The organism is Burkholderia sp. A9 (assembly GCF_000801975.1).
Genome location: NZ_JSZN01000041.1, coordinates 1 through 22,733, shown reverse-complemented (window position 1 = coordinate 22,733; position 22,733 = coordinate 1). Strand labels below are relative to the sequence as shown.

Sequence of the window (22,733 nt, the reverse complement as noted above, 5' to 3'; positions counted from 1 at the left end):
CGCGCGTGAGCCGGCTCGCGACGTTGTCGTCGCGTGTCATCAGCGGATGGAACACGCCGGCCGGATTGCCCGATGCCGCGCTCGCGATCCGGTCGTGCCGCTCGATCAGCGTGACATCCCAGCCGCGCGCGGCAAGCCGTTCGACGACCGCGCAACCGGCAAGGCCCGCGCCGATCACGATCGCGCGGCGCGCGGCAACCGGCAATGCGCGCGGCGGTTCGTGCCGGCGCATCCGCCAGCGCGGCGCATATTCGCCGGCGCGCATCGCAGGTTCGCCTGCGCAATCGTCGATGTCGCGGCTCGTGAACCCCGTTTCGACGAGCGCTTGTTTCACGGCGTCGGTGCGCGCATGCGTCGCATAGGTCGCGCCTTCGCCGGCGCTGCGCGCGAGTGCGCGAATCACGTCGGTCGACAACGGATCCTCATCCGTGGCCGCTGCGACACTGCCGAGATAGAACGCATCGGCATGCGCGACGAGCCGTTGCAGCATGTCGCGCGCATCGCCGAACGCAAGCGTGAGCACCACGCGTCCTGCGTCGAATTCGAGCCGGTGCAGGCCGGGCACGAGCATCGGCCATGCGTCGACCAGCGCATCGGCATTCGCCGAATTGGTTGTGTTCGCAACTATATGGGAAACGGCACGACGCAGGTCTTCACGCGAGAACGGATGCGGCTCGACCGCGACGAAATGCAGCCGCTCGCAGCGTGCGGGATCGTCGCGCCATGCGGCCCACGTCGCGAGGAAATGGCTACCCGTGCCGAATCCAGTCTCGACGATCGTGAACGTGCGGCGGCCCTGCCAGCGCGCCGGCAGACCGTTGCCGGCGAGCATGCGATGCGCGTGCGCGAGTGCGTGCGACGCGTCGCGATGGAGCTCGCCGTACTCGGGCGAGACGAGAATGCCGTCGTCGCGAAGCGCGAGCGTGGCGGGAACGAGTCGGTCGGGCATGCGAAACAAAAATCGTGGCAGCCAAGCCTGGCAAGGGATTGCGCGGAGGCGTCCGGCGCGCCGTTGGCAAAAGCCAACGGCGTTGCGCGCGGGCGAACCCGGCCGCGTCTCCTGTTCGGTTGGCGCAGGTCAAAAAACGGGCAATCGACGAATCATTCGGCGAAATACCGATGAAAATCTTTGAAACCCTTGTCGTTATTGGGTTTGCGCTGCGCTATCATAGCAACGCCGTACCGCGGGGTGGCCGCCGGCAAGCCGGCCGGCACGTCGCGCGGGCCAGGATTCGGCGCTGTGACGTCGGAGTCTGACTCTCGACGGCACGGTTCGCGCACGTATAATCGGCGCGTTCGCGCTGTTCGTGTCAAACCTAACCTGAAAAAGGAACCTTAATGAACAAACAGGAACTGATCGACGCCGTCGCCGCCCAAACGGGCGCCAGCAAGGCTCAAACCGGCGAAACGCTGGACACGCTGCTCGAAGTTATCAAGAAAGCCGTGTCGAAGGGTGATGCGGTTCAGCTGATCGGCTTCGGCAGCTTCGGTTCGGGCAAGCGCGCAGCACGTACGGGCCGCAACCCGAAGACCGGTGAAACCATCAAGATCCCGGCAGCCAAGACGGTCAAGTTCACGGCTGGCAAGGCGTTCAAGGACGCCGTCAACAAGCGTTAATTCAGCGCCTGTTCCCAAAAAAACCCGCCATCCGGCGGGTTTTTTGTTGGGTGCGGCGGCATTTTTGCCACAGTCCGCACCACTCTTGCAAGATTTAACGGTTACTTTTTGCTGACCGTTTTTACCGCGCGTTACGCGTGCACGATCTGCGCGTCACCCGGCTCGTCGTCGTCGTGCGCGTCGACATCCCATGCCGGAAACGGATCGTCGAACGCAGTCCATTGCGCTGCGCCGAGCGCGAATTCCGCATCGGTGAGCAGGCAGGCGTCGAGCTTCTCGCGCCATGCATCGGCGTCGAGCCCGATGCCGATCAGCACCAGTTCCTGACGGCGATCGCCGACCGAGCGGTCGTCGAGGTCGCCCTGCCATTCCGTGCGAATTTCTGCGAGCAGCTCGTCGTCTTCCGGCCATTCCGCACGATCCTGCGCGGCCCACCAGAGGCCCGCGGGGCCGTGCCGGCAGACACCGCCCGCCTGCGACAGCGAACCCGCGATGTCGTTGCGCGTCGCGAGCCAGAAGAATCCCTTGCTACGGAGCACGCCCGGCCACTCCTGATGCAGCAGTGCCCAGAGTCGTGCCGGATGAAACGGCCGGCGCGCACGGTAAACGAAATTGCCGATACCGAATTCGTCGGCTTCACCATGCACGTGCGCATGATGCGGATCGTGGCACTCGGGGTCGTCGCAATGCGTGTGATCTTGATCGAGCGACGCGAGCCAGCCCGGCGCGTTCGCTGCCTCGTCGAAATCGAAGCGGCCCGTGTTCAGCACTTCGTCGAGCGGCACGTTGCCGAACGTCGACACGACCTGATGCGCGCGCGGGTTGAGCCGCGCGAGGATGTGCTGCAGGCGCGCGAGTTTTTCCGCGCCGACGAGGTCGGCCTTGTTGATCACCAGCACGTCGCAGAATTCGATCTGCTCGATCAGCAGTTCGACGAGCGTGCGATCGTCTTGCTCCGACGCAGCGATGCCGCGCGTCGCGAGCGCCTCGTCGGAACCGTAGTCGCGCAGGAAATTGAACGCGTCGACCACGGTGACGAGCGTGTCGAGCCGGGCGACCTTCGACAGCGACGCGCCGTCGTCGTCGACGAACGTGAAGGTTTCGGCGATCGGCATCGGCTCCGCGATGCCGGTCGATTCGATCACGATCGCATCGAAGCGGCCGTCCGCCGCGAGGTTGCGGATCTCGACGAGCAGGTCGTCGCGCAGCGTGCAGCAGATGCAGCCGTTCGACATCTCGACGAGACGTTCCTCGACGTGAGACAGCGCCTGCGCATCGCGCACGAGCGACGCGTCGATGTTGACCGCGGCGAGATCGTTGACGATCACCGCGACTTTCAGGCCCGCACGGTTCGCGAGGATGTGATTGAGCAGCGTGGTCTTGCCGGCGCCGAGGAAACCGGACAGCACGGTGACGGGCAACGGCTGGTTCATTGCCGGATTCATAACGATTTGCACCAACGGAAAAGATGAAAAAGCGGCCGCGGTGCCCTTGCGGGGCGCGATCGGCCCGGAGCCGGTCGCCCGGAGCCGGTCGCCCCGGGGCCAGTCGAAACTGCGGCGTGAGCCCGCATTGTGCATCAAACGCGCGCCGGCCGAGCGGCACGGCGTCAGCGCGCGATGCGGTGCGGCGTCACGGCGTGGGCGGCAGCAGCTTCCACTGCGTCAGGATGCCGGCGATCTGCCGCGCATACTTGTCGCGCAGCGACGGCGTTTCAGAATGATAGGCGCCGACGGCCTGCCAGGTGTTGCCGTAGCGATTCATCTTCTGGCGCAGATGCCACGCGGCGATGTAGACGTTCTTGCACGGTTCCATCAGCGTGTCGCGGCCGATGCCGTAGCGCGACAGCGCCGGCAGGTGAATCGAATTGATCTGCATCAGGCCGTAGTCGACCGAGCCGTTCGTGTTCTTGTTCTGCGCGTCGGGCCGGTTGCGCGATTCCTGCCAGGCGATCGCGCGCAGGATCAGCGGATTGACCTTCTGGTAGCGGGCGGCCTCGTCGAAACAGTCCGCGCGAGCGTTTCCGCAGGCGAACCACACGCCGGCGGCGATCAACGCGATCGATGCGAACCGTCTGTTCATGGTGCGGAAACGAAAAGGGAATGGCGCGTGGGTCGGGAAAACCCGTGTCAGTTATTCGTGCGGCGCGAAACGCGTCGCTCGTATCATACCGATAGTCCGTCACGGTGCGACATGCGAAAGACGGCAGCCCGTTTATATCGCATTTCCGTGTCGATTCATCGCAAAACGACGGCGATGGCCGGAATGCCAAGGCGGCGCCGGAATCTTACAAATTGCATACGCTACGCCGGATACATGTCGTATGTGAGACAGTCCTCGGATCAATGTGATATTTCGGACATGAAAAACTGCTAATGTCGCCCCTTTAGGACCTGGATCCCAGCACTACCGCCGGAAGTGGCCTGAGCCGGCATCGACCCATTCATCCATGACAAGAAATCGCTTCGTTATGCGGCGCGTCGCCACGACCCTGATCGTCGCCGGCATCATCGTCTCGCAGGCCGCCTACGCTCAGGTCACGCTCAATTTCGTGAATGCGGATATCGACCAGGTCGCCAAGGCGATCGGCGCCGCAACCGGCAAGACCATCATCGTCGACCCCCGGGTGAAGGGGCAGCTCAATCTCGTCGCTGAACGGCCGGTGCCGGAAGACCAGGCGCTGAAGACGCTGCAGTCGGCACTGCGCATGCAGGGCTTCGCGCTGGTCCAGGATCACGGAGTGCTGAAGGTCGTGCCCGAGGCCGATGCGAAGCTGCAGGGCGTGCCGACCTACGTCGGCAATGCGCCGCAGGCGCGCGGCGACCAGGTCATCACGCAGGTGTTCGAGCTGCACAACGAATCGGCGAACAACCTGCTGCCGGTGCTGCGGCCGCTGATCTCGCCGAACAACACGGTCACCGCCTACCCGGCGAACAACACGATCGTCGTCACCGACTACGCGGACAACGTGCGCCGCATCGCGCAGATCATCTCGGGCGTCGACAGCGCCGCGGGCGCGCAGGTGCAGGTCGTGCCGCTGCGCAACGCGAACGCGATCGACCTTGCCGCGCAACTGCAGAAGATGCTCGACCCCGGCGCGATCGGCAACAGCGATGCGACGCTGAAGGTGTCGGTCACGGCCGACCCGCGCACCAACTCGCTGATGCTGCGCGCCTCGAGCGCCTCGCGCCTCGCGGCGGCGAAGCGCCTCGTGCAGCAGCTCGACGCGCCGAGCGCGGTGCCCGGCAACATGCACGTGGTGCCGCTGCGCAACGCGGATGCGGTGAAGCTCGCGAAGACGCTGCGCGGGATGCTCGGCAAGAGCAGCGGCGACAGCGGCTCGTCCGCGTCGTCCAACGATGCGAACAGCTTCAACCAGAGCGGCGGCTCGTCGTCGAGCGGCAACTTCTCGACCGGCACGTCCGGCACCCCGCCGCTGCCGTCCGGCGGCCTCGGCGGTTCGTCTTCGTCGTCCTACGGCAGCGGCGCGTCGGGTAGCGGCGGCCTCGGCACCGCCGGCCTGCTCGGCGGCGACAAGGACAAGAGCGACGACAACCAGCCCGGCGGGATGATCCAGGCCGATGCGGCGACCAACTCGCTGATCATCACCGCGTCCGATCCGGTCTACCGGAACCTGCGCTCGGTGATCGACCAGCTCGACGCGCGGCGTGCGCAGGTCTATATCGAAGCGCTGATCGTCGAGCTGAACTCGACGACGCAGGGCAACCTCGGCATCCAGTGGCAGGTGGCGAGCGGCCAGTTCCTCGGCGGCACCAACCTGGCGGCCACGGCCGGCAACGTCGCGGGCAACAGCATCATCAACCTGACGACCGGCGGCACGGCGGCCACCACCGGGCTGGCCGCCAATCTCTCGTCGCTCAACCAGGGCCTCAACATCGGCTGGCTGCACAACATGTTCGGCGTGCAGGGGCTCGGCGCGCTGCTGCAGTATTTCGCGGGCGTGAGCGACGCGAACGTGCTGTCGACACCGAACCTGATCACGCTCGACAACGAGGAAGCGAAGATCGTCGTCGGCCAGAACGTGCCGATCGCGACCGGTTCGTATTCGAACCTGACGAGCGGCACGACGAGCAATGCGTTCAATACCTACGACCGTCGCGACGTCGGCCTGACGCTGCACGTGAAGCCGCAGATCACCGACGGCGGGATCCTGAAGCTGCAGCTGTATACGGAGGATTCGGCGGTCGTCAGCGGGACCACGAGCGCGCAGACCGGCCCGACCTTCACGAAGCGCTCGATCCAGTCGACGATCCTCGCGGACAACGGCGAGATCATCGTGCTCGGCGGCTTGATGCAGGACAACTACCAGGTGTCGAACAGCAAGGTGCCGCTGCTCGGCGACATCCCGTGGATCGGCCAGTTGTTCCGTTCGGAATCGAAGCAGCGCCAGAAGACCAACCTGATGGTGTTCCTGCGCCCGGTGATCATCTCCGATCGCAGTACCGCGCAGGAAGTCACGGCAAACCGCTACGACTACATCCAGGGCGTGACGGGCGCGTACAAGTCGGATAACAACGTGATCCGCGACAAGGACGATCCGGTCGTCCCGCCGATGCCGCTCGGCCCGAGCCAGGGCGGTACGCCTGCCGGGAACCTGTTCGATCTCGACAAGATGCGTCGCCAGCAGCTGCAGCGTCAGGTTGCGCCCGCGCCCGCACCGGCCCAGGTGCAGCCGCAGAGCGTGCCGCAGCAGACCGTCCCGCAACAACCGCTGACCGCCACGCCGGGAGCCTCGCAGTGAGCAACGTGCTCGCGTCCTCTGCCCAAGACGGCGCGCCGGGCGAACGGCAGCCGCCGTCGCCGCTTGCCGCGCGCCTGTTGCCGTACGGCTTCGCGAAGAGCGGCCAGGTGCTGATCGCGCACCAGCTCGACGACGCGCTCGAGGTGTGGGTCAGCGAGCGCACGAACGATGCGGCGCTCGCCGAAATCGCGCGCAACTTCGGCTCGATTTCAGTGCATCGCGTGCCGGCCGACGAGCTCGCGCAGGCGATCAACCAGGCCTACGCGCGCCAGGACGGCAGCGCGGCGCAGATCGTCGGCGAGGTCGAAGGCGAAGTCGACCTGTCGCGACTGATGCAGGACATCCCCGAAGTCGAGGATCTGCTCGAGTCGGAAGACGACGCGCCGATCATCCGGATGATCAACGCGCTGCTCACGCAAGCGGCGCGCGAACAGGCATCGGACATTCACATCGAGCCGTTCGAGAATGCGTCGGTCGTGCGCTTTCGCGTCGACGGCACGCTGCGCGACGTCGTGCGCCCGAAGAAGGCGCTGCACGGCGCGCTGATCTCGCGGATCAAGATCATGGCGCAGCTCGACATCGCCGAGAAACGCCTGCCGCAGGACGGCCGCATCACGCTGCGCGTCGGCGGTCGGCCGGTCGACGTGCGGGTGTCGACGCTGCCGACCGGACACGGCGAGCGCGCGGTGCTGCGTCTCCTGGAAAAGGATGCGCAGCGCCTGAATCTCGAAGCGCTCGGGATGGGCCGCGACACGCTCGGCCAGTTCGACAAGCTGATCGGCCGCCCGCACGGGATCGTGCTGGTGACGGGCCCGACCGGCTCGGGCAAGACGACGACGCTGTACGCGTCGATGTCGCGGCTCGAGACGGCGACGACCAACATCATGACCGTCGAGGACCCGATCGAATACGACCTGTCCGGCATCGGCCAGACGCAGGTGAACGAGCGGATCGGGATGACCTTCGCGCGGGCGCTGCGTTCGATCCTGCGCCAGGACCCGGACGTGATCATGATCGGCGAAATCCGCGATCTCGAAACCGCGCAGATCGCGGTGCAGGCGTCGCTGACGGGCCACCTCGTGCTCGCGACGCTGCACACCAACGATGCGGCATCGGCCGTCACGCGCCTGACCGACATGGGCGTCGAGCCGTACCTGCTCGCGTCGTCGCTGCTCGGCGTGCTCGCGCAGCGCCTGGTGCGCCAGTTGTGCCCGGTCTGCAAGGAAGAGCGGCACGAGGAAGGTCGCACCGTGTGGCATCCGGTCGGCTGCGCCAAGTGCGGCCATTCGGGTTATGCGGGCCGGCGCGGCGTGTACGAACTGCTGGTGATCGACGACTCGATCCGCACGTTGATCCACCGCAACGCGGCCGATGCGGAGATTCTCGCCGCGGGCCGTGCGGAAGGGATGCGCACGCTGCGCGACGACGCCGAGCGCTGGCTCGCGGCCGGGGCGACGTCGCTCGAGGAAGTGCTGCGCGTGACGGGAGGCGCGTAGCGCGATGCCGGCATTCCGTTTCGAAGCAATCGATTCGGCGGGGCGCCCGCAGAAAGGCGTGATCGATGCCGACAGCGCGCGTGGCGCGCGCGGCCAGCTGCGCACGCAGGGGCTCACGCCGCTCGTCGTCGAACCGGCCGCCAGCGCGACGCGCGGCGCGCGTTCGCAGCGGCTCGCGTTTGGCCGCAAGCTGTCGCAGCGCGAACAGGCGATCCTCACGCGCCAGCTTGCGAGCCTGCTGATTGCGGGGCTGCCGCTCGACGAAGCGCTCGGCGTGCTGACCGAGCAGGCCGAACGCGACTATATCCGCGAACTGATGGCCGCGATCCGCGCCGAGGTGCTGGGCGGCCATTCGCTGGCGAATGCGCTGGGCGAGCATCCGCGCGACTTCCCGGAAATCTATCGCGCGCTGGTCGCGGCGGGCGAGCACACCGGCAAGCTCGGCATCGTGCTGTCGCGGCTCGCCGACTACATCGAACAGAGCAACGCGCTGAAGCAGAAGATCCTGCTGGCGTTCACGTATCCGGGAATCGTCACGCTGATCGCATTCGGCATCGTCACGTTCCTGTTGAGCTACGTCGTGCCGCAGGTCGTCAACGTGTTCGCGAGCACGAAGCAGCAGTTGCCGCTGCTGACGATCGTGATGATGGCGCTGTCCGATTTCGTGCGGCACTGGTGGTGGGCGATCCTGATCGCGGTCGCGCTCGTCGTGTGGTTCGTGAAGGCGACGCTGTCGCGCGACGGGCCGCGGCTCGCGTTCGACCGCTGGGTGCTGACCGCGCCGCTCGCGGGCAAGCTCGTGCGCGGCTACAACACGGTGCGCTTCGCGAGCACGCTCGGCATCCTCACCGCGGCCGGCGTGCCGATCCTGCGCGCATTGCAGGCGGCCGGCGAGACGCTGTCGAACCGCGCGATGCGCGCGAACATCGACGATGCGATCGTGCGCGTGCGCGAAGGCTCGGCGCTGTCGCGCGCGCTGAACAACGTGAAGACGTTTCCGCCGGTGCTCGTGCACCTGATCCGCTCCGGCGAAGCGACGGGCGACGTGACGACGATGCTCGACCGTGCGGCGGAAGGTGAGGCGCGCGAACTCGAGCGGCGCACGATGTTCCTGACGAGCCTGCTCGAGCCGCTACTGATCCTGGCGATGGGCGGGATCGTGCTCGTGATCGTGCTGGCCGTGATGCTGCCGATCATCGAGCTGAACAACATGGTGCAGTGACGGCCTGAGCGTCGGTCAGGCCGTCAGCGTTCAACGCATGTAGATCGCGGGGGACGGCGTGTTGGCCGGGAGCTGGATTTCGGCGCGGGCGCCGTTGCGGTCGACGATGATCGAGCGGCTGCGGACTTCGGCGAGCTTCGCGCCGGGCGTGACGTCCGCGCCGAGCGACACGGCGCGCGGCGGCTCGCCGCCGACGCCGACGATCGCAGCGCCGCCATGATCGAGCGCGAGAATGCCGAACAGGTGGATGTCCTGCACGGGATTCTTGTCGAGCTGTCCGCCGAAGAGCGCGGCGGCGTCCTCGGTGCGGATCGGCGACCGCGCGGCGGCGGCGGGTAGCGGCGCTTGGCGGGCCGACAGCGTGACGACCCAGTAGGTGGCCGTCGCGCACAAACCCGCGAAGAGGGCTAGGGAGAGGATCCGGATCGAGAGCGCGTTCATGCGCGCTATTGTACGGATGTATATGAAATTTGCGTTGGGTGAAAGCCCTCGGCAATGCACGCCTTACAATGCGTGCTCCGCGCCCGGGGAAACGGAAGCTTGCCGTCAGGCAAGCGTCCGGAATGCGCCGGGTGCGTCACTCAATCGACGACATTTTTTGTAAAGAGGTAGTCAGTCATGCAAACGTGGATCACTCGCCGTAATGCGGCCGTGCGCCGTCAGCGCGGTTTCACGCTGATCGAGATCATGGTGGTGGTCGCGATCCTCGGGATCCTGGCAGCACTGATCGTGCCGAAGATCATGAGCCGTCCCGACGAGGCGCGCCGTATCGCCGCGAAGCAGGACATCGGCACGATCATGCAGGGGCTCAAGCTGTACCGTCTCGACAACGGCCGCTATCCGACCCAGGAGCAGGGCCTGAACGCGCTGATCCAGAAGCCGTCCACCGATCCGATCCCGAACAACTGGAAGGACGGCGGCTATCTCGAGCGCCTGCCGAACGATCCGTGGGGCAACGGGTACAAGTACCTGAACCCGGGCGTGCACGGCGAAATCGACGTGTTCAGCTACGGCGCCGACGGCAAGGAAGGCGGCGAAGGCAACGACACCGACATCGGTTCGTGGCAGTAAGCCTGCGCTGGTCGGCCCGACGTTCGTCCTAGTTCTTCATTTCATGCCCGCCCTTCGCACGCCGTTGCGCTCTGCTCGCGCTCGCCGCGCCGACCGCGACAGCCGCGTGCGTCGCGTCGCGGCCGTGGCGCATGCGCGCGCACGCGGCTTCACGCTGCTCGAGATGCTGGTCGTGCTCGTGATCGCGGGCCTGCTGGTGTCGCTGGCATCGCTGTCGCTGACGCGTAACCCGCGCACCGACCTGCGCGAGGAAGCGCAGCGCATTGCGCTGCTGTTCGAGAGCGCCGGCGACGAAGCGCAGGTGCGCGCGCGCCCGATCGCGTGGCAGCCGACCGCGCACGGCTTTCGTTTCGACGTGAGCTCGCCCGACGGCTGGCGCACGCTGCGCGACGACCTGCTGCGCCCGCGCGACTGGGACGGCGGCGTCACGGGCGCCGACATCGATTATCCGGGGTCCGACACGCGCGCGAGCCGCGTCGTGTTCGGCACCGAAAGCATCGACACGCCGGTGCGCGTGACGCTGCATTCGGCGGTCGGCAGCGCGACGATCGTCGGCACCGGCAACGGCCGCTACGAGGTGCAATGACGATGCGTCGTCGCCTGCCCTTCCCGGCTTGTTCTTCCCGCCGCCCAAGTGAACTTCTTGCGGCGCGCCCCCCAAGGGGGCTTCCTGCGGCGCGCGGCTTCACGATGATCGAGGTGCTGGTCGCGCTCGCGATCATCGCGGTCGCGCTCGCCGCATCGATCCGTGCGGTCGGCACGATGGCGACCAACGCGTCCGATCTCCATCGCCGGCTGCTCGCCGGCTGGAGTGCCGACAACGCGCTCGCGCAACTGCGGCTCACGCATGCGTGGCCGGAGGTCGGCGAGCAGAGCTTCGATTGTTCGCAGGGCAACGTGCAACTGGTCTGCACGCAACGCGTGAGCACCACGCCGAACCCGGTGTTCCGGCGCGTGCAGATGTCGGTGAGCATGCCGGGGCGCGCCGGCGTGCTCGCGCAAATGGTGACGGTGGTCGCGAATGAAACCATCCGCCCGCTCTGACGCGCCGATGCGACGCCCGCCAGCGCGCCGCGTGCACGTGCCGCGTCCGAAAGGCTTCACGCTGATCGAACTGATGATCGCGATCGCGATCCTCGCGGTGGTCGCGATCCTTTCGTGGCGCGGGCTCGACCAGATCATGCGCGGCCGCGACAAGGTCGCGTCCGCGATGGAAGACGAGCGCGTGTTCGCGCAGATGTTCGACCAGATGCGCATCGACGCGCGGCTCGCCGCGACCGACGACGAAGCCGGCCAGCCGGCGATCGGCGTCGCCGGCAATACGCTGCAGATCGTGCGTGAACTCGACGTGCCGGGCGCCGCGCCGCGGCTGCAGGTGGTCCGCTACCGGATCGCCGGCGGGCGCGTCGTGCGCTACGCGTCGCCGCCGCTCGACGATGCGAACCGGTTGCAGGGCGTGCTGAAGGACAGCAGCGTCGAGGGCTGGAGCTGGGTCGCGCTGATGGGTGGCGTCGGCGCGATCGACGCGAAGCTGTACGTGCCGCGCGTCGGCTGGACCACCAACCTGCAGACGGCCAACGACGCGCTGTCGCAGAACAACGATGCGCTGAAAGTGCCGCAGATCGGCAACGCGCCGCCGACGCGCGCGGTGACGGGGCTGCAGGTCAGCATCGGCGCGACGTCGCTGCGCGTGCCCGTCACGCGCATCTTCCTCGTCGGGGAATGACGATGCGCGCGCGCCCTCGCCGTTCCCGGTTCGCCGCTGGTGCCGCCGCACGCGGGCCGCAGCGCGCCCGCCGCGAGCGCGGCGCGGCGATCATCACCGCGCTGCTCGTCGTCGCGCTGTCGGCGATCCTCGTGTCGGGGATGCTGTGGCGCCAGCAGGTGCAGATTCGCCGCATCGAGAACCAGCGGGTGATCGCGCAGGCGCAGTGGGTCGCACGCGGTGCGCTCGACTGGACGCGCATGATCCTGCGCTCCGAAGGCGACACGGCGCCCGGTATCACCTATCTCGGCGGGATCTGGGCCGTGCCGATCGCGAAGACCAAGCTGTCGGACTTCCTCGGCCGGATCGGCGCGCCCAACGACAACGGCGGCGAAGACACCTACATCTCCGGGTCGATCGAGGACGCGCAGGCGAAGTACAACCTGCGCAACCTCGTGTCGTCGCCGGCGCCCGGCGTGCTGCAGCTCAACGTGATGCAGCTCAAGGCATTCCAGCGGCTGTTGACGACGCTCGGCTACGACGGCGCGTTGGCAAAACGGATCGCGCTGCAGATGCGCGCGGGCCTGATGCATTCGGCAACGCGCTTCCAGACGCCGGCGCTGCCCGGCGCCGGTACGGCCGCGACCGCGCCGGTCGCCGGCGACGACATGCAGGCTGGCAACTTCACCGACGAACCGGGGATGTCCGACGGCGATCGCGGCCCCGCGCCGCTGCTGCTGACGGGCGTCGACAGCCTGCTCGACGTCGACGGCGTGACGCCCGAGATGGTCGCGCGGCTGCGCCCGTTCGTCACCGTGCTGCCGACCACGACGCCGGTCAACATGAATACCGCGCCGGCCGAGGTGATCGCGGCGCTGATACCGGGGATGGGCGTGTCGTCGGCGCAGGCGCTCGTGGCGCGCCGCGAGACCGTGTTTTTCCGCAACGTCGGCGACGTGCAGCTCGCGCTGCGCGGTGCCGGCGCGCCGAACGTGACGATCGATTCGAGCCTCGTCGACGTCAATTCGAGCTATTTCATCGTGCACGGCCGGATCCAGCACGACCGCGCGGAGGTCGATCGCACCTCGCTCGTGTATCGTGATCCGACCACACATTCGACGCGGGTCGTGCGCATCCGCGACCAGCTATAACGACGCCATTCGGGAGAGGAGCTCTTGAGCACGCTGATTGTTTCTTTGCCGCCGCGCGAGCCGGCCGTGCCGCTGCAGGAGTGGCAGTGGCCCGAGCTGCCGTTCACGCTCGTGGACAAGGCCGGCCAGGTGCAGCGCGCAGGCCGCGCCGCGCTCACGCTGCTGCCGCGCGCGAATGCGACGGTGCTGATCGTCGCCGCGCGCGACGTGCTGCTGCTGGCCGCGACCGTGCCGCCGCTCAAGGGGCCGAAGCTGCGCCAGGCGCTGCCCAACATCGTCGAGGATCAGTTGATCCAGGATCCGCTCGGCTGCCATATCGCACTCGATCCGGTCGCGCTGCCCGACGGCCGCCGCGTGTTGGCCGTCGTCGATCGCGCGTGGTTCCGCACGATCTGCGACGCGTTCACCGCGACCGGCCATCGGCACCTGAGCGCGGTGCCCGCGACACGCTGCCTGCCCGCGCCTCGCGCGGCGGCGGAAGCGGCACTTCAAGCACCTGCCGACGGTGAGGCCGTCAAGGCCGACGCGATCACGGACGCGGCCGAGCCGACCGTTCGCCCGACCGCGGTGGCCGCGGTGCTCGGGCTCGCGACGACGGTCGAACCGGCACTCGTCGAAGCCGGCGCGCAGCCGGCGGCGGCCGGTGCGCCGCGTCTCGAACTCGCGGTCGCGCGCGGTGCGCTCGGCGAAGGTTTCGCGGCGCCCGCATCGCGCGCCGGCGGCACGCTGGCCGCGCTCGCGGGCGGCGGCGACGTCGAACTGTACGAACTCGGCGAGCCGGGCGCGGAGCCGCGGCTCGCGTCGGTCGGACGCGCCGACGGCCCGCTGCTGCCGGGTGCGCAGCCGCTGTCGTTCGACACGTTCGCGCGGCGTGCGCTCGCCGAGCACTTCGATCTGTGCCAGTTCGAATTCGAGTCGCAGCCGTGGCGCTTCGATCGCGCGACGGTGAAGCGCCTGCGCGTGCCGATCGCACTGGTCGCGGCCACGCTCGGCGTCGCGGTGATCGGCATGAACGTGCACTGGTGGAAGCTGTCGCGCGAGCGCGACGCGCTGTCCGCGCAGATCACCGAGACGCTGTTGTCCGCGTTCCCGAAGACCACGACGGTGCTCGATCCGCCCGCGCAGATGCAGCGCCAGCTCGACCAGCTGCGCGTTGCGGCGGGCGAGCTGTCGCCGAACGATTTCCTCGCGCTGTCGAGCGGGCTGTCGCGTTCGATGGGCGCGCTGCCGCTGAACGGGATCGCGTCGCTCGATTATCACGATCGGCGGCTCGACGTCGGCTTCAAGCCGGAGGTCAAGGTCGACCCCGATTTCCCGCAGCGTCTCGCACGCAACGGGCTGGCCGGCGAAGTCGACAGCAGCACCGGCAAATGGACGATCCGGAGCCGCTCATGAAGACCGAACAACTGAACCAGGCGCTGGCCCAGTTCTGGGGCGAGCGCACGCCACGCGAAAAGACGCTGCTCGGCTGGGGCGGCGCCGTGCTGGCCGTCGCGATCGCGTATTCGGTGCTGTGGTCGCCGGCGCAGGAAGGCCGCGCCAGGATCCGGCACGAACTGCCGACGATGCGCCGCGAGCTCGCGCAGATGACCGAGCAGGCCAACGAGGCGAAGTCGCTGACGGCCGCCGCGCAAGGCGTCGCGCCGACCGGGCTGGCGCTGAAGGATGCGCTGACCGCGTCGCTGTCCGATCACGGGCTGCAGGGCGCGCAGGCGCAGATCGTCGGCAACGGCGTGCAGATCCAGATGAAGAACGTGCCGTTCCCGGTGTGGACGCAGTGGCTCGACGACGCGCGCCGGCAGTTCAAGGTGCAGGTTGGCGAAGCGCACGTGACCGGACTGAAGGAAGACGGCCAAGTCGACCTGACGGCCGTGATGCAACCCTCGATGCAGAAATGACGCAGTGGATGAAACCAGCGGCGGTCGGCCGATGAGGCCAGGGATCAGGCGGCTCGTCGCCGCATTGCAGTGGGGGTTGGCAGGCGGGCTCGCGACCGCGGTGACGCTCGTCGCGCTCGCGCCGGCCGCGTGGATCGCGCCGCAGTTCGCGCGCGCGACCGGCGGCCACGTGAACCTCGTCGATCCGGACGGCTCGCTGTGGCACGGTTCGGGCACGCTGATGCTCGCGCCGGGCGCGGACCAGAGCGCGGCGACGCTGCTGCCGGGCCGGGTCGAATGGACCACGCGGTTCTGGCCGCTCCTGACCGGGCGCGTGCAGATGCACATGCGGCAGACCGAGGCGATGCCCGATGCGGTCACGCTCGACGCAACGTGGCGCGGCGCGCTGCTGTCGGCGGGCACGATGGCCGTGCCCGCGTCGCTGCTCGCGGGGCTCGGCACGCCGTTCAACACGCTCGACCTGCAGGGCAACGTGCGGCTCGGCTGGACCGACTGGCGGATGATCGGCGCCAACGCGTTCGGCCAGCTGACGGTGACGATCGATTCGATGAGTTCGCGCGTGTCGCGCGTGAAGCCGCTCGGGTCGTACCGCGCGGTAGTGCAGGCGAAGGGATCGGGCGCCGATCTCGACCTGTCGACGACGCAGGGCCCGCTGTTCCTCGACGGGCACGGCAGCTTCGGCCCCGGCCAGGGCGGGTTTCGCGGCACCGCGCATGCGGCGCCCGAGCAACAGGCGAACCTCGCGGGGCTGTTGAACCTGCTCGGCCATCCGCTCGGCAACAACGAGGTGTCGCTGATCTTCGGCGACGCGACGCGCTGACGCGCGCCGCGCCCGCTCCTTTCCCGCTTACTTCTGCGCGACCGGCACGGCGGCCGACGGTGCGGTTGCGGCCGGCGCCGCCGCCCCGGACGCCGGCACCGGTGCCGGCGCGGCCATGTCGCCCGTTTCGCGCGTCATGTCCGACGCATCCCAGCCGCCGCCGAGCGCCTTCACGAGCCCGACCGACGACACCATCCGCTGCCCGGCGATCGTCGCGAGCTTCTGCTGCGCGGTGAACGCGGTGGTCTGCGCGGTCAGCACGTTCAGGTAGGCGACCGTGCCGGCCTTGTACTGGTTCGTGACGATCGCGAGCGCGTGCTCGGCACTGTCGACGGCCTGCCGCTGCACGTCGACTTCCTGCGCGAGGATGCGCTGCGACGCGAGGTTGTCCTCGACGTCCTGGAACGCGGTGAGCACCGCGAGGCGATACGCGGCGACGTCCTGGTCGTAGGTCGCGCGCGCGGCGTCGGTTTGCGCGGCGCGCAGGCCGGCGTCGAACAGCGTTGCCGCGAGTTGCGGGCCGACCGTCCAGAACCGCGCGGGCAGCGTAAACAGTTGCGACCACACCGAGCTCTGGAAGCCGCCGGTGGCCGACAGCGTGAGCGTCGGGAAGAACGCGGCGATCGCGACGCCGATCTGCTCGTTCGCGGAAGCCGCGCGGCGCTCGGCCGCCGCGATGTCGGGCCGGCGCTCGAGCAGCGCGGACGGCACGTCGACCGGCGTGATCGGCGGTTCGGCCGCGAGCGGGTTCGGCGGCAGCGAGAACGTCGAGGCCGGTTCGCCGATCAATGTCGCGATCGCATGTTCGTACTGCGCGCGCGCGACGCCGTTTTCGATGGCCGCCGCCTGCGCGCTCTGCAGCTGCGTCTGCGCCTGGATCACGTCCGCGCGCGCGGCGACACCCTGCGCGTACTGGTTCTGCGTGAGCTTCAGCGATTCGCCGTACGACTTCACGGTGTCGTCGAGCAGCTTCTGCAGCGCATCGGATGTGCGCAGCTGGAAGTAGGTTTGCGCGAGCAACGCCTGCTGCGACAGCCGCGCGTTCGCGAGATCGGCCGCGGCGGCCGCTTCGCCGGCGCGCTGCGCGCTGACGGTGCGGCTCACCTTGCCCCACAGGTCGGGTTCCCAGCTTGCGTCGAGGCCGACGCTGTAGCTGTTGCTGATCGATGAGCTGCTGCCGAAGCTCGACGCCCCCGACGTGCGCGCCGAGCGGGCGCGCGAGCCGGACGCGGTCAGCCCGACGGTCGGGAAATACGCGGCGCGCGCCTCGGTGACGAGCGCGCGGGCCTGCCGGTACGCGGCGGCCGATTGCGCGATGGTCTGGTTCGACGCGTTGAGCTTGCCGATCAGCGCGTCGAGCTGCGGATCGTTGTAGACGCTCCACCACGGGCCGCGGTCGGCCCGGTCGGCCGGCTGCGCGACCTTCCAGCCGGCCGGCGCTTCCTTGAAGGCGGCGGGGATCGACGTGTCGGGCCGGTGATAGTCGGGCCCGACGGCGCAGCCGGCGAGCAGCACGGCCGTCGCAACGGCGACGGCGGCGCTCAGCGGGCGAAAGGCGCGCGGGAGGGGGGCGTACGGCATCGTGGTATTCCTGTCTGGGCGCGACGGCCGGCGAGCGGCGTCGCGCGATGCGGTCGTGGTGCCGCTGGCGGACAAATGGTAACTGACGGCGGGAAAGCTGCGCAGCCCTAAGGGTACGGTGCGCAGCGGTGCGTATGTGTTACCGGCGCGGCCGGCCGGTTTACGGGCCATTACGGACCGCTTGCGGACGAAACAGGGAACGAGTCCGGCGAATACGACAACGGGCCGCGGCTGGCGCGGCCGTTGGTCAGTCGGTCAGGCGGGCGTCAGTGGCAGCGCACGGGCAGCGGGACGGGTTCGGCGGCGGACCGCCATGTCGACGGCTCCGTTGCCGCCGGCTGGCTCGTGCGGCGTGCGGCGCCCTTCGCGTTGCGCTGCCGGCGATGATCGAACCATGCGAACCCGAGCGCCGCCAGCGATCCGCCCGGTACCACCAGCATCGTCACGTACAGCGCGATTTTCCAGCCGCGGTGCGGCCCGGAGAACACATGATGAGCGGTATCGGTCAGGTTGCGGCGCAGCGCGCCGGCGGCATTTTTCAGGAACAGCATCGCGAACATCCTCGGGGGCCTGGCAGCGCAGGCGCAGCGGTCAGAACATCGTCTCCGGCAGTGCAACATGCACGTCGTAACTGGTTGACTGAAATAATATTGACTAAGCAAGCATTTTTCAAGATACTGGGCGCGTTTTGACCTGAAACGCACTGTTGCTGCGCGCGCAATCGCATGAACGGCGGCCTCTACGATCCCGACACCATCGCACTGGAAACGAGCCTCGGTTACTACCTGACCAAGGCCCGGCAGGCGCTCGTCGAGCGGATGGATCGCGCGCTCGAGCCGTACGACCTCACTGCGCAGCAGATCGGTGTGATCCTGCTGCTGTCGCGCGGCTATGCGAGCACGCCGTTCGAGCTGTCGCGCAAGATGTCGTACGACAGCGGCTCGATGACGCGGATGCTCGACCGTCTCGAGCGCAAGGGCCTGGTCGCGCGCTCGCGCAGCGAACAGGACCGCCGGGTGATCGAGTTGACGCTGACCGAACGCGGCGCCGATGCGGCCCGCGCGCTGCCGTCGCTGATCGCGACCGCGCTGAACACGCAGCTCGCCGGCTTTTCGGCCGACGAACTTGCGACGCTCACCGGCCTGCTGCAGCGCTTCATCGCCAACGGGCCCGGCGACGCCGGCTGCCCGAAGCCCGACGAACCGGACTGCTGAGCGCGGGAGGCCGATGTCTAGGTTAAACATTCGCTTATTTCTCTGTCTGGGCAGAAGATGACGAGGCACGTGCTTCGTCTTTCCCCTGCCCTGTTCAACCCGGCCGGGCCGCGCGGTAGCGTGTGCCCGTGCGTTGTGGCGGTGCGTTGCGCGCGCCGCGCGTCTAGGAGATTCCGATGTCCGCCACCACGGCATCCGCCGCGCCGCCTGCCGCCGGACCCGCGCCGCTCACCGGCGGCGCGCTCGCGCTGCTCACCGTCGGGCTCGCGCTCGGCACCTTCATGGAAGTGCTCGACACGTCGATCGCGAACGTCGCGGTGCCGACCATCTCGGGCAGCCTCGGCGTCGCGACGAGCCAGGGCACATGGGTGATCTCGTCGTATTCGGTCGCGTCCGCGATCGCGGTGCCGCTGACCGGCTGGCTCGCGCGGCGGGTCGGCGAAGTACGCCTGTTCACGCTGTCGGTGCTCGCGTTCACGATCGCGTCGGCGCTGTGCGGCCTCGCGAACAACTTCGAGACGCTGATCGCGTTCCGGCTGCTGCAGGGCCTCGTGTCGGGCCCGATGGTGCCGTTGTCGCAGACGATCCTGATGCGCAGCTACCCGCCCGCGAAGCGCGGGCTCGCGCTCGGGCTATGGGCGATGACCGTGATCGTGGCGCCGATCTTCGGCCCGTTGCTCGGCGGCTGGATCAGCGACAACTACACGTGGCCGTGGATCTTCTATATCAACCTGCCGATCGGCATCTTCTCCGCGACCTGCGCGTACTTCCTGCTGCGCGGCCGCGAGACGAAGACGTCGAAACAGCGGATCGACGCGGTCGGCCTCGCGCTGCTCGTGATCGGCGTGTCGTGCCTGCAGATGATGCTCGACCTCGGCAAGGACCGCGACTGGTTCAACTCGAGCTTCATCGTCGCGCTCGCGCTGATCGCGGTCGTGTCGCTCGCGTTCATGCTCGTGTGGGAGGCGACCGAGAAGGAGCCGGTGGTCGACCTGTCGCTGTTCAAGGACCGCAACTTCGCGCTCGGCGCGCTGATCATCTCGTTCGGGTTCATGGCGTTCTTCGGTTCGGTCGTGATCTTCCCGCTGTGGCTGCAGACGGTGATGGGCTACACGGCCGGCAAGGCAGGCCTCGCGACCGCGCCGGTCGGGCTGCTCGCGCTGGTGCTGTCGCCGCTGATCGGGCGCAACATGCACCGGCTCGACCTGCGGATGGTCGCGAGCTTCGCGTTCATCGTGTTCGCGGGCGTGTCGATCTGGAATTCGACGTTCACGCTCGACGTGCCGTTCAACCACGTGATCCTGCCGCGGCTCGTGCAGGGGATCGGCGTCGCGTGCTTCTTCGTGCCGATGACGACGATCACGCTGTCGAGCATTTCCGACGACCGGCTCGCGAGCGCGTCGGGGCTGTCGAACTTCCTGCGCACGCTGTCCGGCGCGATCGGCACCGCGGCCAGCTCGACGTTCTGGGAGAACGATGCGATCTACCACCACGCGCGGCTGGCGGAATCGGTGAGCGTCTACGCGCAGAACACGACCGACTACCAGGGGGCGCTCACGCAGCTCGGGATCGTCGGGCAGACGGCCAATGCTCAGCTCAACCAGATCGTCACGCAGCAGGGCTTCATGATGGCGACCAACGACTTCTTCTACCTGTCTGCGGGCATGTTCGTCGCGCTCGCGGCGCTCGTGTGGATCACGAAGCCGAAGAAGGGTGCCGGGCCGGCGATGGGGCATTGAACGCGCGGCGGGCCGCAGCGGCGCCCGCGCGTGCCCGGTTCCGCGCTGCCGCCCGCGTCGCGGGCCTCACTCCCTCGCCCGCAACCCGCCGAACGCCAGATCGTCACCCGACGCGATCGGCAGCGTCGCCCGCGCAACCTCGAGCCACGCCCGCGCCGCGTGCGACAGGTAGCCCTTCTTCAGCCAGCCCAGCGCGATCGCCCACGTGATCTCCGGTTCGACGATCGGCCGGCACGTGAACTGCCGCGTGTCGAGCCGCCGGCAGTACGGCTCCGGCAACAGCGCGATGCCGACCCCCGCGTGCACGAGCGCGGCCATGAAATCCCAGTGGCCGCTACGGCTCACGATCGACGGCGTGAAGCCGACCTGCCGGCACGCATCGAGCACCGCGTCGTGCAGCGCGAGGCTTTCCGCGTAGAACACGAACGACTCGCGCGCGAGATCGGCGAGCGGCACGGTCGCGTGGTCCTCCCAGCGCGACTCGCGCGGTGCGACCAGCCACAGCGGCGCGCGCACCATCGGCAGCCGCTCGAACGTGCCCGGATCGACCGGCTCCAGCAGCCCGCCGAGTTCCAGTTCGCCCGACATCAGCGCGGCCTCGATCATCCGCGCGCCCTGCTCGAACAGCTTCAGCTCGATGTTCGGATAGCGCTGCTTGTACGCGGCGATGATCGGCGTGAACAGCGACCCGCCGAGCGGCGGAATGCCGATCGTCAGCTCGCCGCGCCCGAGCGTGCCGAGATCGTTCAGCTCCGACTGCAGCTGCGCCTGCGCGGCGAGCACGTCCTGGCCGCGCTGAAACACGATCCGCCCGGCGTCGGTCAGCACCATCTGCCGGCCGTCGCGTAGCAGGAGCGGCGAGCCGATCTCGTCCTCGAGCGCCTTCACCATCTTGCTGATGGTCGGCTGCGTGACGAATAGCCGGTCGGCGGCCGCGGTGAAGCTCTGCTGACGGACCACCTCGACGAAGTACCGCAGCGCGCGCAATTCCATCGATCACTCCCCAGATTGGTGCGGTGAACAAAAACGAATTCCGAATTGGAATGACAAGGATAGAGACAAGTCATTTTATTTATGGTTAGGGGAAACCCTATACTTGCACCATTGACAGAATTACCTGTATGGAGCCCGCCATGACCAAGCCGACCGCCACTGCCACCGCCCGCCCCGCCGCTTCGGGCAACGTTGCGCACACGGGCCGGATCGTGCTGCAGGCCGCCGCGCTCGGCGTGCTGTGGATGGCGGTCGACTGGGCCGTGCGCGCGGTCGGGCTGCCGGTGCCGTCCGGCGTGATCGGCCTCGCGGTGCTCCTCGTGCTGCTGTTCTCGGGCCGCGTCGCGCCTGCGTGGGTGAAGGACGGCGCGAACTGGCTGCTGTCCGACATGCTGCTGTTCTTCGTGCCGGCTGCGGTCGCGGCGGTCCAGTACGGCGGGCTGTTCCGCGAGGACGGCTGGCGCATCGCGCTGGTCATGCTCGCCGGCACCGCGTTCGTGATGGTCGCGGTGGCCGTTGCGGTCGACCTCGCCGCGAAGCTCGAACGCCGGCTCGCCGCGCAACGCGTGTTCAACGAACGCCGCCGCGCACGCCTCGCCACCGTGTCCGCGCACTGAGCCGGAGCCTGCGATGCTTGCGCTGCTGTCGAACCTGTCCGCCGACCAGGTGAATACCGCGATCTCCGTCGGCTGCTTCGTGCTGACGGTCGTGCTGTATTTCGCGTCGAAGCGGCTCTATGCGTACAAGAAGACGCTGCTGTTCTCGCCGCTCGTGTTCGTGCCGGGCGTGCTGGTGCTGCTCGTCGTGCTGACCGGCATCCCGTATTCGGTCTATTTCCGCGACACGCGCTGGCTGATGTGGCTGCTCGGCCCGGCCACGATCGCGTTCGCGGTGCCGATCTACGAGTATCGCGACCTGATCCGCCGCCACTGGCTGTCGCTGTCGGTCGGCGTCGCGGTCGGGATCGGCGCGGGCGTGTGCGGCTCGCTGCTGCTCGCGAAGCTGCTGCACCTGTCGCCCGAGCTGCAGCGCTCGCTGATGACGCGCTCCGTATCGACCCCGTTCGCGCTCGCCGTGTCCGACAAGATCCATGCGCCGAAGGACCTCACCGCGCTGTTCGTGATCGCAACCGGCATCTGCGGGATGCTGCTCGGCGAGATCGTGCTCGCGCTCGTGCCGATGCGCACGCGGCTCGCGCGCGGCGCGCTGTTCGGCGCGGCCGCGCACGGCGTGGGCACCGCGAAGGCGCGCGAAATCGGGAACGAGGAAGGCGTCGTGTCGAGCCTGACGATGATGATCGCGGGCGTCGCGATGGTGCTGATCGCGCCGCTCCTGTCGCTTCTGCCGATCTGACGGTGCGCGGGCGGGCGCCGCCCCCCGCCGTGCCCACCCGCCCCGCCTGACGGCCGGGCTCCCGCCGACCGCCCCCCGCCCCGCCCGGTCGTTTCCCCCGCCGTTCCTACC

23 protein-coding genes are annotated in these 22,733 nt (G+C 68.3%); 16 read left to right on the top strand and 7 right to left on the bottom strand.

All coding sequences use genetic code 11. The annotated features are described in order from the left end of the window. A partial coding sequence (locus PI86_RS15035) for an FAD-dependent oxidoreductase (protein WP_039324018.1) occupies positions 1-949 on the bottom strand: 949 nt, incomplete at its 3' end. Between the two features lie 389 nt (positions 950-1,338). On the opposite strand from PI86_RS15035, the gene PI86_RS15030 reads away from it, so the two are divergent. Next, on the top strand, positions 1,339-1,617 hold the full coding sequence (locus PI86_RS15030) for an HU family DNA-binding protein (protein WP_006401505.1): 279 nt from the start codon (positions 1,339-1,341) through the stop codon (positions 1,615-1,617). A gap of 131 nt (positions 1,618-1,748) precedes the next feature. Here PI86_RS15030 and PI86_RS15025 read toward each other — a convergent pair whose 3' ends face one another. Both PI86_RS15025 and PI86_RS15020 read right to left on the bottom strand, forming a co-directional pair. Continuing rightward, on the bottom strand, positions 1,749-3,062 hold the full coding sequence (locus PI86_RS15025) for a GTP-binding protein (protein ID WP_039324016.1): 1,314 nt from the start codon (positions 3,060-3,062) through the stop codon (positions 1,749-1,751). Between the two features lie 187 nt (positions 3,063-3,249). Further along, positions 3,250-3,699: a lytic transglycosylase domain-containing protein gene (locus PI86_RS15020; RefSeq protein WP_014895464.1), complete on the bottom strand. Its 450-nt coding sequence runs from the start codon at positions 3,697-3,699 to the stop codon at positions 3,250-3,252. 367 nt (positions 3,700-4,066) lie between these two features. On the opposite strand from PI86_RS15020, the gene gspD reads away from it, so the two are divergent. The 3 genes from gspD to gspF are packed head-to-tail and all read left to right on the top strand — an operon-like array spanning position 4,067 to position 9,097. Beyond that, a complete protein-coding gene (gene gspD / locus PI86_RS15015; protein ID WP_039324013.1) occupies positions 4,067-6,379 on the top strand; it encodes a type II secretion system secretin GspD in 2,313 nt (770 codons plus the stop codon). Then, positions 6,376-7,875, top strand: coding sequence for a type II secretion system ATPase GspE (gspE, locus tag PI86_RS15010; protein WP_014895462.1), 1,500 nt, complete (start codon positions 6,376-6,378; stop codon positions 7,873-7,875). Before gspD ends, gspE begins: the two co-directional genes overlap by 4 nt. Before the next feature lie 4 nt (positions 7,876-7,879). Then, on the top strand, positions 7,880-9,097 hold the full coding sequence (gene gspF / locus PI86_RS15005; RefSeq protein WP_039324011.1) for a type II secretion system inner membrane protein GspF: 1,218 nt from the start codon (positions 7,880-7,882) through the stop codon (positions 9,095-9,097). 30 nt (positions 9,098-9,127) lie between these two features. Here gspF and PI86_RS15000 read toward each other — a convergent pair whose 3' ends face one another. Further along, complete coding sequence (locus PI86_RS15000) at positions 9,128-9,538, bottom strand: hypothetical protein (RefSeq protein ID WP_039324009.1); 411 nt, start codon at positions 9,536-9,538, stop codon at positions 9,128-9,130. A 177-nt stretch (positions 9,539-9,715) separates the two neighbouring features. On the opposite strand from PI86_RS15000, the gene gspG reads away from it, so the two are divergent. The 8 genes from gspG to PI86_RS14960 are packed head-to-tail and all read left to right on the top strand — an operon-like array spanning position 9,716 to position 15,742. After that, positions 9,716-10,168, top strand: coding sequence for a type II secretion system major pseudopilin GspG (gene gspG, locus PI86_RS14995; protein WP_014895459.1), 453 nt, complete (start codon positions 9,716-9,718; stop codon positions 10,166-10,168). Positions 10,169-10,211: 43 nt separating this feature from the next. Further along, on the top strand, positions 10,212-10,754 hold the full coding sequence (locus PI86_RS14990; protein ID WP_014895458.1) for a GspH/FimT family pseudopilin: 543 nt from the start codon (positions 10,212-10,214) through the stop codon (positions 10,752-10,754). Positions 10,755-10,756: 2 nt separating this feature from the next. Then, positions 10,757-11,212 (top strand): type II secretion system minor pseudopilin GspI, encoded by a 456-nt coding sequence (gene gspI, locus PI86_RS14985; RefSeq protein ID WP_082012250.1) that lies wholly within the window; start codon positions 10,757-10,759, stop codon positions 11,210-11,212. Continuing rightward, on the top strand, positions 11,190-11,894 hold the full coding sequence (locus PI86_RS14980; RefSeq protein WP_200885208.1) for a PulJ/GspJ family protein: 705 nt from the start codon (positions 11,190-11,192) through the stop codon (positions 11,892-11,894). The genes gspI and PI86_RS14980 overlap by 23 nt, the downstream gene beginning before the upstream one ends. Before the next feature lie 2 nt (positions 11,895-11,896). Next, positions 11,897-13,024 carry a type II secretion system minor pseudopilin GspK gene (gene gspK / locus PI86_RS14975; RefSeq protein WP_039324021.1) on the top strand — a complete coding sequence of 376 codons (1,128 nt, stop codon included), beginning with the start codon at positions 11,897-11,899 and terminating at the stop codon, positions 13,022-13,024. A 24-nt stretch (positions 13,025-13,048) separates the two neighbouring features. After that, positions 13,049-14,419: a type II secretion system protein GspL gene (gene gspL / locus PI86_RS14970; RefSeq protein ID WP_039324006.1), complete on the top strand. Its 1,371-nt coding sequence runs from the start codon at positions 13,049-13,051 to the stop codon at positions 14,417-14,419. After that, the gene (gspM, locus tag PI86_RS14965) at positions 14,416-14,922 is read left to right on the top strand and encodes a type II secretion system protein GspM (RefSeq protein ID WP_039324020.1); all 507 of its coding nucleotides are present in this window, start codon (positions 14,416-14,418) and stop codon (positions 14,920-14,922) included. The genes gspL and gspM overlap by 4 nt, the downstream gene beginning before the upstream one ends. A 31-nt stretch (positions 14,923-14,953) precedes the next feature. Further along, the gene (locus PI86_RS14960; RefSeq protein WP_039324004.1) at positions 14,954-15,742 is read left to right on the top strand and encodes a type II secretion system protein N; all 789 of its coding nucleotides are present in this window, start codon (positions 14,954-14,956) and stop codon (positions 15,740-15,742) included. Between the two features lie 27 nt (positions 15,743-15,769). Here PI86_RS14960 and PI86_RS14955 read toward each other — a convergent pair whose 3' ends face one another. After that, positions 15,770-17,323 (bottom strand): efflux transporter outer membrane subunit, encoded by a 1,554-nt coding sequence (locus PI86_RS14955; protein WP_039324002.1) that lies wholly within the window; start codon positions 17,321-17,323, stop codon positions 15,770-15,772. 266 nt (positions 17,324-17,589) lie between these two features. Beyond that, complete coding sequence (locus PI86_RS14950; RefSeq protein WP_014895450.1) at positions 17,590-17,874, bottom strand: multidrug ABC transporter ATPase; 285 nt, start codon at positions 17,872-17,874, stop codon at positions 17,590-17,592. A 174-nt stretch (positions 17,875-18,048) separates the two neighbouring features. On the opposite strand from PI86_RS14950, the gene PI86_RS14945 reads away from it, so the two are divergent. After that, positions 18,049-18,537 carry a MarR family winged helix-turn-helix transcriptional regulator gene (locus tag PI86_RS14945; RefSeq protein ID WP_039323998.1) on the top strand — a complete coding sequence of 163 codons (489 nt, stop codon included), beginning with the start codon at positions 18,049-18,051 and terminating at the stop codon, positions 18,535-18,537. A gap of 176 nt (positions 18,538-18,713) precedes the next feature. Then, on the top strand, positions 18,714-20,276 hold the full coding sequence (locus PI86_RS14940) for a DHA2 family efflux MFS transporter permease subunit (RefSeq protein WP_039323995.1): 1,563 nt from the start codon (positions 18,714-18,716) through the stop codon (positions 20,274-20,276). Between the two features lie 66 nt (positions 20,277-20,342). On the opposite strand, the gene PI86_RS14935 is transcribed toward PI86_RS14940, so the two are convergent. After that, positions 20,343-21,269 (bottom strand): LysR family transcriptional regulator, encoded by a 927-nt coding sequence (locus PI86_RS14935; protein WP_014895447.1) that lies wholly within the window; start codon positions 21,267-21,269, stop codon positions 20,343-20,345. Between the two features lie 140 nt (positions 21,270-21,409). Here PI86_RS14935 and PI86_RS14930 point away from each other — a divergent pair, with 140 nt between their 5' ends. Then, complete coding sequence (locus PI86_RS14930) at positions 21,410-21,886, top strand: CidA/LrgA family protein (protein WP_039323993.1); 477 nt, start codon at positions 21,410-21,412, stop codon at positions 21,884-21,886. Positions 21,887-21,899: 13 nt separating this feature from the next. Then, positions 21,900-22,622, top strand: a complete 723-nt coding sequence (locus PI86_RS14925; RefSeq protein WP_014895445.1) for an LrgB family protein — start codon at positions 21,900-21,902, stop codon at positions 22,620-22,622. Positions 22,623-22,733: the final 111 nt, after the last annotated feature.